The following is a 16456-nucleotide window of genomic DNA, read 5'->3' as shown; positions in this document are numbered from 1 at the left end:
TGATGGACGGCGTGGATGTGACCGTTCTCGTCGATGACGTAGCTGCACACCAAATATGCAGGTGCAACCCAAGGTTCACGTCATCAATCGGCGATGTCCTCATATCGGCGGTCGAAAATCGAGAAGCCAACGGATGCGTACAACTTCACCGCCTTCGGACTGTCGAACTCGTCGGTCCGAAGCCAAATCCGGCCTGGCTGGCGAGCCCATGCAATTGTAAGGCATTTCGACAGAAAATAACGTCCAAGTCCTTGCCCTTCCAGTTGGGCATCGATGCCGAAGAACAGGAGCTCGACTTCGCGGTCGGATTGTTGGCGGAATTCACATAGACCGCGGGCAACATCGCTGACACGCAGCACGAGCGTCATCAGGTCGTGCGCGCTGATCAGCTGCGCTACCTCGGCCTCGGATGCCTTGGTGCGAAGGTCCCATTGAACGCGATCCCCGACCAGACGGAATAGGCGCAGGTAGTCCTTCACAGCAAGTCGCCGTCCGGTAATCGAGAGCGGCAGCGCTGGCGCTGGAAATCTCATGACCTTCGATGGATCTGTCATCTCAAGATAGGTAACCCACGCCTTCATTGGCTTCGACCGTGTGAGCTGACAACAAGCGGAACCTGGTCGTTCAAGGCAGAAGGCCCATCGTGGCGAACGATCGCAACGACAAGCACCGTCGCCGGAGGTGGGTTTTCTGGACCGCCTTGCTCGTCAACAGTCACCGGCTCGCCAAGCACATGATAGTCCGTTATCGGGAGGCTGGATCGCAATCCGATCTTCAGGTCGGCACCGCGCGAACTGCCGTTATAGGCTGAGACACTGGCCAACTGCGGCACGGCCAAGACCGACGATAGATCATCCCTGATCCGATGCTGACAAAGTCTGATCCGGGAAAACGAGGTGATGTGAAATGGAAGCAGGAGCGTGGTCAGTCCGCCGACGCCTTGGACGACCAGGTTCATCTGACTTGTTCGCTTTCGGGGGAGCGGTCTTTGTGCGGGCCCAAGCGGGCTGCGCGCGTGGTGTCTTTCATCGCGCTCTGGTGGGCTGCGACGGCGTCGGGATCAATTGGGTGGGCGATTCAGTTCGTCTTGCTCTGCGGCTGTGAGCGGCTTTGCGATATTTCTCAGGATCGTGGCGCGGCACCTGGCAAGCATTTCCTTCGTGTACACCCGGCCGAAGTAGTCCAGAAGGAAGGTGCCACGATAAGTCGGATCATTGACGACGCCGCTGATCAGGCGATCGAGAATTGCGCCGGCTTCGCGAACGCGACCGCGATAGCGGGCACGGATAACATTAACAGCGTTCATCGAATGAACCGCCTCGTCGGCGATCAACTCCCTCAGCCAACAAACGAAGCTCTGGTTCTGAAATACGGCATAGAAATCCTTATCCGCAGCGTAAGCGCGGCAAGTACACATTTCATCGAATGCGATCACGACCATCAGTGCGAATTCGTCCTTCAGAAATTCGGTGATGTGACTAAAATCATGCGGTCGAGCGTCCAGTCGCTCCCAAAGATCCCTTTCGGATCCACCAGCGACCAGTTCAATGATGCGGATGAAGCCATTGGTGTGGCGCTCCTCGTCCACCGTCCAGGCATTAAGAAACGCCTCGGCTTCGCTGGTCGCAATCAAGTGGCGATTGGATAGCTCTGCCTGCAGATACCTTGCATCATATTCCGTGTACAGGTCTGGCCACAATTTGTCCCAGCGAGCGCGGACAACTGGTGGTTCGGCGGCGAACATCGCCGGCGTCAATGAATTGAATAACCCTTTCGCATCCCAATTCCGCCGAACCGGCGTGATCATCTGATTGCTCCGAACCGGTGCAGGCGATCTGCCAGACGCTTGTTATCTTGTTGAATGATCGCCGCGCATACTGTGCTACGCACAACATGCTGTCGCCTGTCGATTTGGGTGGGATGCAGCTTCGCATCGATGCTCGGTGAACGCGTCGGGCAGGCTTCCTGGATGAAGCAAGCATGCGCCAGATCGTCGCGAGCAATTTGGCGGGCACGGAACCGGTGCGGGCGTGACAGCGTCACTTCGCAAACCTGACCTACGAAGTCGTGACGTTCGATAGGGTTCAGAACCGCTTGCGAGCCGCTGCGACAGCTGCTGCTGTCCGAATGTGAACGTTCCTGATGTTTGGAATCCGCCAGGATGTTCGCGAACACGACATCAGGCAAGTCGGCCAGTTGCGTGGTCTATGGTTCTTGTAGAGGAGAAGAGTATGCAACTCAGTGGCAAAGGCCTGTCGATCCTGTTGTCCTTGCTTATGGCTGCAGCCGTGAGCCCGATCGCCAAGGCCGATGAACCATCGCCGAAATACGTTGAGGTGCTCAGTGCACTGCAAGCCGGCAAGAATGTGAAGCTGATCCTGGACCTCAGTCGTTGTGCCACCGTCGATGGGGGCAAGCCGGGGCCGGCCACGCAGGGAGGGCTGGTAATCAGTGCCTTCAGGGTGACCAGCCAGAATGGTATTAGCTTTGCCAATGCGCATCAGACCTTGGATAGTTCCGGACGCCCGGTGACGGAGTACATCCGCCACAGCCTCAGCCGCGAAGGCAGGCTCACCGTGCGGGCCGCTAAGCTGGCCGCGGGGGCGACCGAGGTCGTGAACCAGGGCGAATTCGTCTGCGAACTGCCGGACGGCGCCAAGTTTATCTGGTAATTGGAGAAGCACCGCGCACCCGACGGGTGCCGCTCTTCCAGCCTGATCCGCGAAACGTTCGTCGCAGCCATGTCTCGGTGGCCGCGATCGCAGGTACGTCCGGATAGTTTTTTGGCCTTCCTCTCGTGGCGGCTAGCCGCCACGAAGTTGGTTCAGTTTGGCGAGGCCGCACTCGACCAGGTGGTCCTCCGCATAGAGGTGTTTGTCGAGCGAGTATTGGACGGACCGCGCGGAGAGGGAGGTGGCATGAGCGTATGTCGGCTGCCGCGCCGCGGACGTCATCTGTCGCGACATCTGCGATAACTTCGGTTGGGCTCTCTCGAGCGACGAGTTCGCTTGGGGAGCGGCACCTTTTATCGGGATCTGGATCCCCTGTTGTCACTGGGAGGTGCGCGACTAGATTAATCTTGCCGCTTGCTCGCCACCAGGGCCGCTCCTCTAATCGTGCTCGTCGGCTGTGCGAGCTGCATGCCCAACAAATTGCTATTGATTGGCGGCGCCTTACAAGCGGGCGGCGACGGAAATATCCGTCGCTGCCCCATCAAATTGAAGGCAATCCGCCTCAGATCCGTGATGCCGTCAGATTGTCAAAATTGACGGAATTGCGAGGGCGCCGCGACGCTTGTGGCGGTCAGCGAAGGCAAATATCGCGCAATATACGCGCACTCTCGCAACACTGATGTCGTTTGCGGGTTCTTACTTTCCTCTTGCAAACCTGCCTTGTCCCGCGAGGTGCGCCGTATACCTATCCGGTTGATACCCGCACCAAGTCGTGCCACTGTTGTCACTGGAGACGCCGCAATGACCGAATCTGTTCGAAGCGCAGAAATGCTGCGGCTCGCGGCCAAATACGTCTGGTGGACGCCCCCCCGACATCGTCGTGTCCGAAGGAATGTCAAGGCTCGTTGCCAATGTGATGGAGATGGGTACGTGGGAAGACGGCACCGCGCTCATCGAATGCGTCGGAGTTGACGCGTTCAAGGAGGTTCTGAAATCTCCGCCAGCCGGCGTAATCTCCAATCGATCGCTCGCTTTTTGACATTTTCGATTGGGCGAATGTGGAACATCGCCGAGGTCGAGTCGCCGGTTTTCCTGAAACTGGACTTGCTCATCGTGCCACGGCGTCAGCCCGCAGCACCTGCAAGCGTGCCTCAACGAGTTCAGCTTCCGGTTCGGCTATTCTGTCCGTTAACGGCTTCCGCGCTCTGCTCGGGGTCGCTGGTGAAGCCGGCGCGCCGGCTTACGAAGCGCCTCATTGGGGCGAGGGGCATCCTACATATCGCCAGATGAGTGAAAGAAGCTGATCGGGCTCTTGCTCGTCGTGAGGGCGCAGGCGCTAAATTCACCGTATCTTGTTTCCCCATGAATGGCGTCCCCTGCGCCAGCAAGTGGACTGTGCGTTCATGTGTCCGATTCCTCGGGCTAGTTGGTGATCTGTGAGCAGCGCTTTGAGCACCACGATTTCAACTACCTCTGGTTAGCGGAAGTGGCAAACCGTCGCTTCTTAGCCGTCGCCATTGTTCACTTTCTGACCGCCCATCAATCCTGTCGGATTCAAAACATTTGGCGTGATCGGTTAGTTGCGCACCTTCAACGCATACTCAGTGTCTTACAATGTGAGGACGGGTTGGCACGGCGGTTGCTCTGAGCATGCTACAACGCGGAATGAGGCGAGGGCATGCGGAGGCGCGCCGCTTTCCTTCATCTTAATGCGTCTCACATGCGTGCAACTTTTCGCAAAGCTGCCGATAGGAGAGTAACATTGCTGCCTGCCGCTCGTCCCGATCTGCAAACATGCGGCACACCGATAAGGAGGTCGAACTGACCAAGACGCTGGCCACGAAGCTCAGCCGCAACTCGCTGCAACGCGACAACGTCGTGAGACATGTGGACTTGCATCGCGCGATGCATGGGCCGACCGGGCGATCACAGCCGCAAGCACACATGTCGGACGACGTTCTACTGGTCTCTTTGGCTCACCACGATCTCTTGCCAACCGCCAGAGCTATTGAAAACGAAAGGCACCCATCTTGGTTAGCTCCTGTTTTGTGTCTTTCCCGCTTATCCAGGGAAAGCTCTCGTGCATAGTTGGGGTCGCATGACGTCGTCTCTCGCTTCTCACTCTAAGATGCAGCAACCTTCCGGGCTATCAGCCGGCGATCACCCGGTGCACCAAGCTCGGGCCAGGTTCGGCCCCCATCCGTTCGCTGCGGAGATGTCCAAAGAGCAGCTTGCGACCCTACTGCCTGAATACTTCGCGATGTCACAGGCGTTTCCGTATCTGCAATCGGGATCACAAAGCGATCTCATCTTCGATGCAATGCATCGCAATCGAAGCGTGCCGAAGGACGTTGAATTAACCAGCGTGGTCGCAAATTTCATCTGCTGGGACGAGACGGGAGGCCATGGTCGCGTTCTCAAAGGCGGCAACGCTGCGTTGCCCGATATTCTGGACACAGACAGCTTTCACGCCAATCTCTTTAGAAGAGACGCGTCGCGGCTGCTCGGCCGGCCGATACAGCCTAGTTACAGCTCCACGACGCGCCGGTACCTGCGAGCGCTGTATCATGGCTTGTCATCTACAGACGCCATAGTGCGTTGCGCCTACATGGTCGCGTTTGAGCTGCACGCTGCCGAGATGATCCAGGCGCTGTGGGGCAGTGTGGTTAAAACCTTTGATGTTCGCTCTGACGACCTTGAGTATTTCCGAATCCACGTCGGTGGAGAGGATCCCGCGGAGAAGTACCATGGTGAGATGACAAGCCGCCTTATCAGCGAACTGGTCCCCATCGACGCCTATAGCCGTTTCTCAGATGAGTACGATCGTGCGTACCGCCTCAACTTGGAATGGTGCCGCAACGTCGCTCGATCCGGCTCTCCTGGTGGAGACGATCGGCTCGAGATTGAGCATTACGGTCGCTGCCACTGCGGATCTGTCAAATTTTGCGTCCGTGCGCCGCAGGACGTAGCTGCAGTGAGCTGCAATTGCTCAATCTGCGATATGTCCGGATTTCTGCACCTGCTCGTTCCTGGCGACAAGTTCAGAATCGAGTGCGGCGAAGAATTCCTAACGACATACAAGTTCAACAGCAATATTGCTCATCACACCTTCTGTCGGATTTGCGGCGTAAAGCCATTTTACCGGCCGCGGTCAAATCCTGCAGGATTCAGTGTGAACGTTCGCTGCCTGGATAAGACCACCATCGAAAGCATCACAGTGGATGAGTTCGACGGTGAGAATTGGGAGCAGGCGATCCGCTCATGGCAGATACAGTAGGCTTCCCTAAATTCGAATCGTTGAATGAACCTGAAAGGCGTGCACAATGAACGATAAATCCAGCCTGCTTATAGAAGAAGCTCTCGCGAAATACCGAGGCGAGCTAAGAGATAAAGGTACCGTCCTGGTTAGTCCCGGGGTGCTCTTCACCCAAGACGACCTGGCGGAGATCAATCAGCTGCAGTCAGATATCCCTGAAGAGGTGGTTCTACAGGGAGATGCTGGAGACTCTCACAATCTGTTCGTGAGGCGGCTCCGCACAGATCACCCCGGCCGTCGTCCCAGCAACGTAAATGGGAAATCATCAGCGCGGATCATCGAACTTCTCGAAAGGAAGGACCGTAGTTCCGTGCTTAAGAAGATCTTCGGAGCATCGTCAGAGTACGTCGTCCGGCGATGCCAAATGCATCGCATGCCGCCTGGGTCCTTTGTCGGCATTCATTTGGATGCTGAGAGCGACCCAGACTTTGAGTATTCTGTGATTGTTCAGCTCGCGAAAGACTTCGAGGGTGGTGAGTTCGTCGTATATCCAACCGGGCGCGAGCCCGAAATATTTCGTCCATCGCTAGGTACGGTGGTTATCACCACGTGCAAGTTCCGCCACGAGGTCAAGCCCGTGCATAGCGGGGAACGCCGCTCATTGGTGTACTTTTGTTCGAGGCGCGGCGGTGCAAACCGCCGGATGATCGAAGACGTCGTAGTTGCCGGATAATCCAGGCCAGCTGAGAGGAACGGTCGGATTCGGATCCGGACGAGGACGATTGATGTATGCCGGCAATCTCTGGCATGCTGAATAGGCTCGAGCTGGGCCTTCAAGTCGTGCATGAACGCCGTACCGGTGTGCGAGCCACGGTTGCCCACATGCCAAGAAACGATCAGTTCGGAGTCTGGATCCATCGCGGTCCACGTCCAAACGTCGCCAGCATCGGCCGGGGCTGACTTGGCGAACTTGACATTCCTGGCCTTGGCGTAGCTGAACGACCAGATTTCATCACACTGGACGGGCTTTGAGGGCACGTTGCGCCGGTTGCGTCATACCCCTCGCGGATTTGGACGCGGGTTTGGAGCGACAGCTTGTTCATGCCCCGAGTATTTATGCTTAGCGTCAATGTGAAAATTCATTTACTTGACTTCCCGCAACTCCCTCTCTCCCGGACGGCTCTCCGGACCTGCTAGGTTCCAAATCAGTCCTTCAAGCTCATCAAGGGGCAAATGGAGGCTTTTTGCGATGTCGTTCTTCGTAGTTCTCTCGCTCCATAGCTGTGTAAGCACCTTTCGCCAAATTGCTGACGTTTCTCTTTGAATGCCATTCGGTTCTCCGTCGCGATATCCCCATTTGCCCAAGTCCATGATGATCGACTTGTAACGCCAGTCTGACAGCATGCCTAAGGCATGCAGACGATATGAGAGAGCCATCGCGGAAACGCGCCACCTGGACTTCGCTCCTAAGATCGCCTGCGTGGAGATTGGTCTTTGAACTTGGGCCCGCACATCTCTTGAAGGCATCAAAAATGCGGACGCGAAACCGTTGGCCTCTCGTTCGGCAGCTCTCGTTTCTTTAGGGTCACCGTGCTTGTGCATTACGAGATGGCCAAGCTCGTGAGCCGAGTCAAAAATACTGCTTTCCGCTGTCTTGAAATTGTTCAGGAAAATATACGGCTTATTATCTCGCCAGAATGAGAACGCATTGACTGACGCGGTGTTCTCGGCAAGGGAAAAAATCCGCACTCCTTTGGTTTCCAGAAGGGCCAGCATGTTGGCTATTGGGCGCTCGCCCAGTCCCCAGTGCTGACGAAGCGCCGCAGCAGCGGATTCCGGCTCGGTCTCATAGCTTAGATCTATCAAACTCGGCTGGGGAAGCTGAAAGCGCTCTTCTACCCATGCGCTCAACTGCAAGCCCATCGTGCCAGCGGCAATAGCCGCATCGCGCTCCTTCGCGCTCATTTTAGTGAAGCTGCGAAAGCTAACCGCGCCTGTGTCAATTTCTTCCGGATCACGGTCGAGGAAAAACTCACGCGGAAACTCTAAAGCCTGCACAAGTTTGTCGAATGTTGCGGCATCAGGCACGTTGGTGCCCTTCTCCAGCCGAGATATTGTTAACTCGGCTAGCCCTGTCTTTTCCGCAAGCGCTCGCGCTGTCAGCCTTCTGCGCATTCGCGCAAGGCTGAGCCTCCTAGGATTGAACATCTACTTACTCAGAGCTTGCGCGCAATCTGCGGATCAAATTCGACGGGCGCGTCCGGTGTATCTTGCAGGAGCCCAGTCCCATCGTCGTCAGCTCCGTAGGATAGATAGATGCGCTCGATCATGGCTGTGAATCCACCGCCTTTCACCACAGGCCTAGATAACTCAGCCGCCCCGTTTTCATCGACCATAAGGTAAAAGAACTGCCATTCCCCTTTGGGACGCGGCGCATACTGGGGAAGCTGCTCGAACAATCCGGGCTCGGATGCTCGCTCAACACCGCTTCCTTTCTTCGTTCTTGGTTGAGGTTTATGGAAATCCACGCAGGCAAGATCGACGTTGCAGAAACTCACCACCAGTTTGAGTCTGTCGTTCCGGATCGTTTCTACCCCGTTGGTCCGATCCACTCGCCAATCGGCTCCGACGAAGCGGTGTCGGAGCGCCCAAATGCCGTGGTGATATGAGAACGTGCCGGGTGCGTTGGCGGCATGGAACGCCGTCGCATTGGCCCTTTCGTGCACTGCAATATCACGAACCTCTAGCAACTTATTCTTGTGGAGAGTTAGTTCCTGCAACCTAGGCGTCACTTCCCAAGGCTCGCGCAGTATGATGGCTTGGACGATATCCATAGAGCCCTCGATGTTGATTTTCTCGCCCTACAAGTAGGTCACAAAAATCAACATTACAAGAGGCCGCCACGAAACCCACGAGAACCGTTCCCACGTTGGGAATTTTTAAATTGATCCCATATTGGGAACATGCTATGGCAATGAACGTAATAGCGAGGAGGGCGCTCAAAGTCTTTTGGGAGCGGTACCCCCAAGCAGAGACCCCTTTGGGAACTTGGTACGAAATCGTTTCCAAAGGTAACTGGGGTGGCCCAGCAGACCTGAAGACGGCATTTGGGAACAATGTGGACTTTGTTGGAGATAATCGGGCCATTTTCGATATCGGCGGCAACAAGTACCGCCTCGTGGTCCATTTCTCCTACAAGTTCAAAACCGGCCTGATCAAGTTTGTAGGCACGCACGACGAGTACAACGGAATTAATGCGGAGACTGTGTGATGATGGACGTAAGGCCTCTCCACAACGAACAGGACTACGACTGGGCGATCCGCGAAGTAACCCGTTATTTCGAGGCAGAGCCCGCTCCAGGCACGCCCGATGGTGATCGTTTCGAAGTCCTTTCCTCACTTATTAAGGAGTACGAGGATGGGCACTTTTCCACGCCTCGCGGCGACCCGGTAGACGTTCTCCATTTTGCGATTGAGTCTATGGGCAAATCTCAAGCCGAACTCGGCAATCTTATCGGGCGCAATCGCGCATCTGAAATACTGAACCGAATTCGACCTCTAACGCTGGAAATGATCCGCACCATTAGCAAGGAGTGGAACATTCCAATTGATGCCCTGACGGCTCAATACGAACTAGCCCGCGCATACGCCTAAATTTTGAAGGCCCCGCTTAGGCGGCGCCCTTTTCTTAATTGGCCAAAATACTACTTGCCCCAACGCTTTGACGACCGGGGCCAGACAGATCAAGCAGGCACGACCCAGCGGTAGATACCCGATTTGTGGGCGTTCGTGCTCAACCTCGGAAAGAGTCGCCATGATCCAAATCGGATTATCTCGGTAGTCGATACTGCAAATTGCGAGCCGACAGCCTGTCGTGCGCGATCACCAGACACTCTACCGTGCCTGCATCTTGGTCGGCGGCGAGCGGAATGAGCCCTTCCTTGCGTGTGTCGTCGAACAGCCATCCCCTCTTGGCGAAATGGTCAATTGCAGCTCGCAGGGAGCTTGATCGAACGTCCCGTACAGACGAAACCACGTAGGAATCAGAATAGTCGGAACCGAGCAGCCGGGCTGCGATGCTGTGCAACACCGAGCCTCCACCCCACCGGCCGTTCGCCTCATTGAACAGCAGTCGACCGTCCGTCGAGAAGATGGCGTCGATGTTGATCAAGCCGCGGTACCCCAAGGTCCGCGCCAACTCTGCAAATCGATAGGCGTGAGCGTGAGCGATCGAGCGTTGACGATTGCTCATGTCACTTGGAAGCTCGAGTCCGGTCCAGACGAGAGCTCTTTCCGACCGATCTTTGCTTCGACGCAGACGGATGTCTCCACTATTGACGTATGTGATTGCACCTTTTTCCTCGATCTCGAACTCGAGGTAGAACATGGACCGAGCCAGGTGGTACGATTCAACAACCAGCGTCCTGCATGACGGTGTTGTCATCTCGGACCAAACTGCATCGGGATCAAACGTCGGCCAATGGACTCGCCGAGTTTCTCTTGCGCCGGGGAGCGGCGTGGTCTTCTTGCTGGTTAGGACGATATTCCCCGCGCCGCCGGCTCCGTTGTCCAGTTTTAGGATCACGTTGCCGGTCTCAGACCTCAGGCAGGTAACGGCTGCGAGGAGTTCGTCCGAGCTCGTCGCTACGCATCCATTGGCCAACGGAAGGGCGACACTCGTTGCCAACTGACGAAAGTGGCTCTTGCGATTCAGTAGGTCGGGCCCTCGCTGAAGAGCGAACTTGTCCCCGTCCTTGGCTATGCCGAGCACGGCGGCCAGCCGGGCAACACCTTCAGTTGCGTAGCAGGCGGATATCTTCCAATGTGTATTCTGACGAACGATGTGGCTTATTCGTTCGACAACAGCATCGGACTGTAGGGTGACATCACAAAGGACCGGATGGTCGTGCGCGCCCTCAGGAACAAACAGCAGCAGGCTCGCAGGATCGAACTTAAGCGTCGAGCCAACGAATGACAGCAGATCTGCTGGGATGGGGATCGGCGAGACAATCAAGTCACCCTCCTGTGCCAGCCACACCGAGCGCCAGGCCGACTTCGCGGCAAGCGAAAGCTGGATCGCCGTCAAGTCGGTCCCCGACATTTGAGCCGTACCGGCGTTCATGATGAGGATCTGAGGCATCAGCTGTCTCGGGCGCTTTTGGCTTTGTTGGCCGCAGAGGGCCGCCATCCGTGACGACAAACACCTAGCCGCAAATTCGCGTGGTCTTTTTGATCGCCGCGACTTTCATCGCGGCGAGAATGAACGTCGTCCGTGCCTGGTTGAGGGATGCCGTGCCGATTCCAGGTGACGGAGTTCAATTGTTATCGCCTTGCTGTGGTGATCGCGTACCGAGTTGCTTCAGCATGAAGTGCTGGACCTTACCCAGCGCCGTTCGCGGCAATTCTTCTGTGAAAATGATCTCGCGCGGCACCTTAAAGCCGGCGAGTTGCGATCGCAGATGGGCGATCAGCGCTTCAGCCTCAATTTGTGCTCCAGCTCGTTTGATCACATAAGCGACAGGAACTTCCTCCCAGCGTGGGTCCGGACGACCGACAACGGCGCAGTCCGCGACGTCGCCATGCTCCCTGAGCACACGCTCAACTTCGGCAGGAGAGATATTCTCCCCACCGGAAATGATCAGATTCTTCTTGCGATCTTGGATCCAAAAATACCCATCACCATCGCGTCGTCCGATGTCGCCGGTGCGATACCACCCGCCATGTAGGGCCGCCTCGGTTGCTTGTTTGTCACCCCAATATCCGCAGAAGACGTTGGGGCCGCGCACCACGATCTCGCCTGGGCTATCCGGGGGCACCGTGGTGCCGGCATCATTGATGATCGCTGCTTCACAGCATAGACCGGGCAAGCCGCTCGAACCCTCGTGCGCAGGATCGCCGCCAAGCTTCGTATAGACAGCAATGGGGCAGGTCTCCGTCGAACCGTAAACCTCCAGAACCGGCACCCCCCGCGCGGCAAAACGGTCGGTAAGATGCCGCGGCACCATCGTTGAGCCGGTGCAAATTGCTTTCAGCGAGGACAAGTCCGTCGTCGGCCATGATGGATGGTTTGTGAGGGCCTGAATCGCTGCCGGCACCAATGCCGCAAGCGTCGGCCGATCGCGCTCAAATGCAGCGAGCGTCGCCTCCGGCGTAAACCGCGCGTGGAGAGTGATGGTCGCGCCATTGTGCAAGGCTGGCGTTGTCTGGATATTGAGGCCGCCAACGTGAAACAGCGGCAATACTGTCAAGACATGATCCGACGAACTGAGGTCATGCATGTGCTGACTCATGACCCCATTCCACAGCAACGCGTCCTGCCGTAGCACGGCGCCTTTCGGCCGACCGGTGGTGCCGGAGGTGTAAACAATGAGAAGCGGGCAGGAGAGGTCCGCACCCGGATTGCGACCATCGCCGGGGGCACGGTCCAGCAGGCTGTCCCACTTGCTGCCGCCGGGAGGCGCAAAATCCAACCCGACAACGGCGGTATCAGGCGATTTCTGTGCAAGTGCGGGCAGCAGACCGTCGAACGCCTGCTCGAGAAGCAGCACCTTGGCCCCGGCGTCGGACAGGATGAAGAGCTGCTCGGTGACAGCAAGGCGCCAATTCAACGGCACGACCATGGCTCCGAGCCGTGCACAGGCATAAAGCAGCGCCAGATAGTCAGGCCGGTTGAAGCTGAGAATCGCGACCCGGTCGCCTTTATCCACACCGAGCCGGCTTTTCAAGGCGCCAGCGATCTGCCCGATCCGTTGATTGAAGGCCGCATAACTTAAAGTCTCGCCCTCGAAATGGATCGCCGGCCTGTTGGGAGCGAACGCCGCATTACGCTCAATCAGTGTTGCGAGATTCATTTCCGTTCCCCTGGATCGGTCCATGCGCGATCAGGCCCTTCCTGAAATTCTTTGGAAAGTCTGTTGATGGTGATGCTATTGTGTTGATAGGCATCTCAGATGCGGACGATCGTCAGACTGTCTCAGTGAATGCCAGTCAAACGATGTTACAATCGTTTCGGTGAAGGGCCCTCGAGAGCTGGTGATCCGGACGCTTCATTTCGCGCTGAGGGTTGCTCAACGGATGTTGAGTGCATCTGTCCGTAATGATAGGCGCACCACGACGAAATCTTCTTGCCCGGCTTTCTAAGTACAGGTTCGCCGCACATATACGCCTCTCTCTCATCCTCATCTTTGAAACCGACAATGGCCCGGCATTGCCCCTCAGTATGGTCGATCAAGAGAACCTTCCTGGCGCCATCGGGTTTTTTCACTTTGCTGCTCCGATCTGCCAAGCAATCGAAGCGCCGCTTATGCAGAGCGGCCCTTTCAACCTAACGCGGTTGAAAATCTCCACAGTAAGACCGATCGTCATGGATTTGCGCGATAGCAGCACCATACCATTGCTCATCGACCGCTGTGAGCGGCATGTTCGCCAAACTGGTTTCGAGGCGCACGTCGGCTGGCAAAGGTGCTTGTGTTCGGATGTGTGAAACGGTGGACCCGCGCAGAATCTCTCAGGCGATGCCGATCGCAGCGGGCATATGGCCTCGGTTCTGGATTGCCCTGTCTTTCACTATCGTTCGCCAATAACGGCGCCGCAGTTGACGATCGATGCATCACCATGTCGGCAAGCTCGATGTCGGGATCCAGTGTCAAGATGAGATCTCGTGGCGTCAGTCTTTCAATTTGGGGCATTCGGAATCCTTACCTCGATGCAAGTCAAAGACTGGCCACCTCAAGAACGTACAATTTAACGTTACGTGCGATTCAAGTCCCTCGGAGCTGGTCATGTGGAATATCTACAACCGGACGTGGGAAACGCGACAAGAAAGCTGGATGATCCCAACCCTTTGGCGCGAGCCCGAAGCAGTCCGTTCGCCGCTCGTGTGTGCTGGGACGGCGGTAGCGAATTCCAGGACACAACCGTGCACGATTTGCTGCGTAACCTGCGATGGTCAAAACGAGTGCTCGGCGGTCGTAAGTCAGGCTAGTCGCGACGAGCGAAAGGCACGTCGCCTTCTGGTGTTTCCCGCACTAGCGTCCGCGTTGTCCGGTCGTCCCCTGGGCGCGTCATGGTCGCCGGCATCGCGTGGAGCAGCGATCATCGCAGCGTCTGATAGAGGCGATGCAGGAGCCGCGCGCGCGGCTCGAGCGAGGAGATATAAAGCTGCTCGTAATGGGTATGCGCACCCTTGCCGTCGACGCCGAGACCGTCGAGGGTCGCGGTGTGCGGCGCGGTGAAATTGCCGTCGGAGCCGCCGCCGGTGAAGACATCGAGCAGATCGAAGCCGAGCTCGGCGGCGACCGTCCTCGCGTGCTCGTAGAGCGCGGTGCCGGAATTGCTCTTCTCATAGGGCGGACGATTGAGCTCGCCCGTCACCGTCACGGTGACGCCCTCGGTGCGCGATGTGATCCCGAGGATCTTCGACACCAGCTCGTCGGCGTCGGCCATGGTCGGCACGCGCAGGTCGACTTCGGCATAGGCCTCTTCGGCGATCACGTTCGGCTTGGTGCCGCCGCGGACCACGCCGACATTGACGGTGACGCCGCGCTTGAGATCGTTCATCGCCTCCAGTGTCAAGATCACGTTGCCGAGCTCGCGGATCGCACTGCGGCCATCCTCGGGGCGCGTGCCGGCATGGGCCGGCGCACCCTTGATGAACACGTCGAACCGGGCGACGCCCTTGCGCCCGGTGACGATCTTGCCGCCGGCGCGCGCCGGCTCGGTGACCAGCACGTATTTGGCCTTGCGGCCCTCGGCCTCGATCAGCGCCCGCGAGGTCGGGCTGCCGACTTCTTCGTCGGAGACGTAGAGCTGGGTGATGCCGAGCGGCGCGCGTGCATCGTCGGCGCAGATTTGCCGGAAGGCGTGATAGGCGAGATAAGCGCCGCCCTTCATGTCGTAGATGCCGGGGCCGAACGCGCTGTCGCCGTCGATCCTGAACGGCAGCCGTTCGATGAAGCCCATCGGGTGCACGGTGTCGAGATGGCTCAGCACCAGGATGCCCGGCGCTTCCTGGCCCCAGGACGAGCGTGCGACCAGGTGATCGCCGCGGCCGTCGCGCCCCGCGATACGTTCCACGGTGGCCGGCAGATCGCGATAGCTTGAGGCGACGAGGTCGGCGAGCTTGTTGACCTGATCGGGCCGTTCGGTCGGCGACTCGATCTCGACCCAGCGGCGGATGCCGTCGAGGATCGCGCCTGATTGGAACCGGTTGCTCGACATGGATGTTGTCGCCGCCTGTGAAATGAGATTGTCATTGCGGGCACGAGATCATGATACGATTCGCCTGGTCCCAACCATGATGTCCCGCGAGGATACGTTCCGCTCGCAACCCGTTACCGGCCGAGAGTGGCCCTGTCGGCGGAAACTGATGTTACTTACTTGCCGGCAGGAACGGAGCTGTCAACGTTGGTAGGTGTCGACGCAAATCATGCAGGACAGATCTGACTCGCTCTCGAAATGAGCGATAGCGTCTCCGACCTTAGGACCTTCTTTCGATGTGTGCGCGAATCGCATCTGCGTCGACGTCAATCCAGCCGTACTCGCGAGCGCTCGCCACCATCTTGCCATAGGCCACTTGCCAGGCTTTGCTTTCCTTGGGGCAACCGGACAGCGTAGGCACCAAGTCGACAGGGACAAGCGCATTGCCTTTGTCAACGAGGGTGATGCCCCTCAAGGCTTGAGTGTTAGAGCAAGTGAGCCCTTCAGCACGAGTTTGAATCCGCCAAAGTCCAAAGGATCCACCAACTGTACGCCGCTTTCGGGTGAGTATTCTATGATCATTTGCTCCGGTCCTCATTGCGGTCTTCAACGTGATTGAGCCGGCTGCTCGTCCGCCTCTTGCGTGCAAAATGCATTCAATCTTCCGGTATGGTTCGAAGCGTACCGCGGAAGTTGATCAACGGATCGCCCTGGCCTGGCCGGGTCGCGACAATTCGTCCGACAAAGATGGTATGCGTGCCAATCCTCTTATGGTCATGCAAGATGCACTCGAGCGTAAACATCGCGCTTTGCAAAAGCGGTACGTCGAGAATACCCTGATTCCACTGCGCCGAAACGAAACGGTGAACTCCTTTCGCGCCATCCCGCCCCCCAAACCGCAGCGCAAGGTCTTCCTGATCGCTGCACAGAAAACTCACTCCAAAACTGTTGTTGGCGAATATCGCGTCATGCGTCTCGGAACTGGCGTTAATGGCGACCAGAAGACAGGGAGGCTCCATGCAGATCGAAGTCACAGAACTGACTGTTAACCCGCGCCGCCTGACGGCCGCTCCAGTCGTCACAATCGCGACGCCACTCGCCAGATTTCGCATAGCCTGGCGGAACTCGATCGCCTGGACCGACGGAATATCGTGCATCTTGAAAGGGGACCGGCAGCTCATGATGATTGGCCTGTAAAGGGGCGTCGAGTTGGCTGTCTCATTCGCCGCGCGGAGAGTGCCGTGGTGGCCGTTCTCGAACTTGCGGTTCGGCGTACGGGCTCATGACCGCCTTCTGGCGGCAATCGGCGTCAGAGCGCGCCTGCCAGGTC

Annotated in this window: 16 protein-coding genes and 2 pseudogenes; 7 read left to right on the top strand and 11 right to left on the bottom strand. The window is 57.4% G+C overall.

Annotated elements, in window-relative coordinates; all coding sequences use genetic code 11:
* Positions 1-83: 83 nt before the first annotated feature.
* The 4 genes from MTX19_RS29695 to MTX19_RS29680 form a co-directional block, all read right to left on the bottom strand.
* Complete coding sequence (locus MTX19_RS29695; protein WP_280980500.1) at positions 84-479, bottom strand: GNAT family N-acetyltransferase; 396 nt, start codon at positions 477-479, stop codon at positions 84-86.
* 98 nt (positions 480-577) lie between these two features.
* The gene (locus MTX19_RS29690; RefSeq protein ID WP_280973084.1) at positions 578-958 is read right to left on the bottom strand and encodes a hypothetical protein; all 381 of its coding nucleotides are present in this window, start codon (positions 956-958) and stop codon (positions 578-580) included.
* A 102-nt stretch (positions 959-1060) separates the two neighbouring features.
* A complete protein-coding gene (locus MTX19_RS29685; protein WP_280973083.1) occupies positions 1061-1807 on the bottom strand; it encodes a hypothetical protein in 747 nt (248 codons plus the stop codon).
* Positions 1804-2187, bottom strand: coding sequence for a hypothetical protein (locus MTX19_RS29680; protein WP_280973082.1), 384 nt, complete (start codon positions 2185-2187; stop codon positions 1804-1806). Before MTX19_RS29680 ends, MTX19_RS29685 begins: the two co-directional genes overlap by 4 nt.
* Before the next feature lie 44 nt (positions 2188-2231).
* On the opposite strand from MTX19_RS29680, the gene MTX19_RS29675 reads away from it, so the two are divergent.
* From MTX19_RS29675 to MTX19_RS29660, 4 genes and pseudogenes are all read left to right on the top strand, one after another.
* Positions 2232-2672, top strand: a complete 441-nt coding sequence (locus MTX19_RS29675; protein WP_280973080.1) for a VirK family protein — start codon at positions 2232-2234, stop codon at positions 2670-2672.
* Positions 2673-3789: 1117 nt separating this feature from the next.
* Positions 3790-3976: pseudogene (locus MTX19_RS29670) on the top strand (hypothetical protein); the annotation flags it as partial.
* Positions 3977-4887: 911 nt separating this feature from the next.
* Entirely contained in the window at positions 4888-5949 is a 1062-nt protein-coding gene (locus MTX19_RS29665; RefSeq protein ID WP_280973079.1) for a GFA family protein, read from the top strand.
* Positions 5950-5995: 46 nt separating this feature from the next.
* Positions 5996-6661, top strand: a complete 666-nt coding sequence (locus MTX19_RS29660) for a 2OG-Fe(II) oxygenase (RefSeq protein ID WP_280973078.1) — start codon at positions 5996-5998, stop codon at positions 6659-6661.
* Positions 6662-6750: 89 nt separating this feature from the next.
* Here MTX19_RS29660 and MTX19_RS29655 read toward each other — a convergent pair.
* The 3 genes and pseudogenes from MTX19_RS29655 to MTX19_RS29645 form a co-directional block, all read right to left on the bottom strand.
* Positions 6751-6972, bottom strand: a pseudogene (locus MTX19_RS29655) (IS1 family transposase); the annotation flags it as partial.
* A gap of 99 nt (positions 6973-7071) precedes the next feature.
* Positions 7072-8136 (bottom strand): ImmA/IrrE family metallo-endopeptidase, encoded by a 1065-nt coding sequence (locus MTX19_RS29650; protein WP_280985596.1) that lies wholly within the window; start codon positions 8134-8136, stop codon positions 7072-7074.
* Between the two features lie 8 nt (positions 8137-8144).
* Entirely contained in the window at positions 8145-8762 is a 618-nt protein-coding gene (locus MTX19_RS29645) for a hypothetical protein (protein ID WP_280973077.1), read from the bottom strand.
* Positions 8763-8902: 140 nt separating this feature from the next.
* Between MTX19_RS29645 and MTX19_RS29640 the strand changes: the two genes are divergently transcribed.
* Entirely contained in the window at positions 8903-9199 is a 297-nt protein-coding gene (locus MTX19_RS29640) for a type II toxin-antitoxin system HigB family toxin (RefSeq protein ID WP_280978196.1), read from the top strand.
* Positions 9199-9582 (top strand): XRE family transcriptional regulator, encoded by a 384-nt coding sequence (locus tag MTX19_RS29635; protein WP_348637516.1) that lies wholly within the window; start codon positions 9199-9201, stop codon positions 9580-9582. Before MTX19_RS29640 ends, MTX19_RS29635 begins: the two co-directional genes overlap by 1 nt.
* A 175-nt stretch (positions 9583-9757) precedes the next feature.
* Here MTX19_RS29635 and MTX19_RS29630 read toward each other — a convergent pair whose 3' ends face one another.
* The gene (locus MTX19_RS29630) at positions 9758-11068 is read right to left on the bottom strand and encodes a hypothetical protein (RefSeq protein ID WP_280980497.1); all 1311 of its coding nucleotides are present in this window, start codon (positions 11066-11068) and stop codon (positions 9758-9760) included.
* A gap of 175 nt (positions 11069-11243) precedes the next feature.
* Positions 11244-12779 carry an AMP-binding protein gene (locus MTX19_RS29625; protein WP_280973075.1) on the bottom strand — a complete coding sequence of 512 codons (1536 nt, stop codon included), beginning with the start codon at positions 12777-12779 and terminating at the stop codon, positions 11244-11246.
* A 230-nt stretch (positions 12780-13009) separates the two neighbouring features.
* On the opposite strand from MTX19_RS29625, the gene MTX19_RS29620 reads away from it, so the two are divergent.
* Positions 13010-13411: a hypothetical protein gene (locus tag MTX19_RS29620; protein ID WP_280980496.1), complete on the top strand. Its 402-nt coding sequence runs from the start codon at positions 13010-13012 to the stop codon at positions 13409-13411.
* A 611-nt stretch (positions 13412-14022) separates the two neighbouring features.
* Here the strand turns inward: MTX19_RS29620 and MTX19_RS29615 are convergent.
* Both MTX19_RS29615 and MTX19_RS29610 read right to left on the bottom strand, forming a co-directional pair.
* On the bottom strand, positions 14023-15147 hold the full coding sequence (locus MTX19_RS29615; RefSeq protein WP_280980495.1) for a M20 family metallopeptidase: 1125 nt from the start codon (positions 15145-15147) through the stop codon (positions 14023-14025).
* Between the two features lie 635 nt (positions 15148-15782).
* Positions 15783-16307: a flavin reductase family protein gene (locus MTX19_RS29610; protein WP_280973072.1), complete on the bottom strand. Its 525-nt coding sequence runs from the start codon at positions 16305-16307 to the stop codon at positions 15783-15785.
* Positions 16308-16456 lie beyond the last annotated feature (149 nt).

The organism is Bradyrhizobium sp. ISRA464, from assembly GCF_029910095.1.
GTDB lineage: Bacteria > Pseudomonadota > Alphaproteobacteria > Rhizobiales > Xanthobacteraceae > Bradyrhizobium.
The sequence above is the reverse complement of the archived record's forward strand: the minus strand, read 5'-3'. Positions and strand labels throughout refer to the sequence as shown.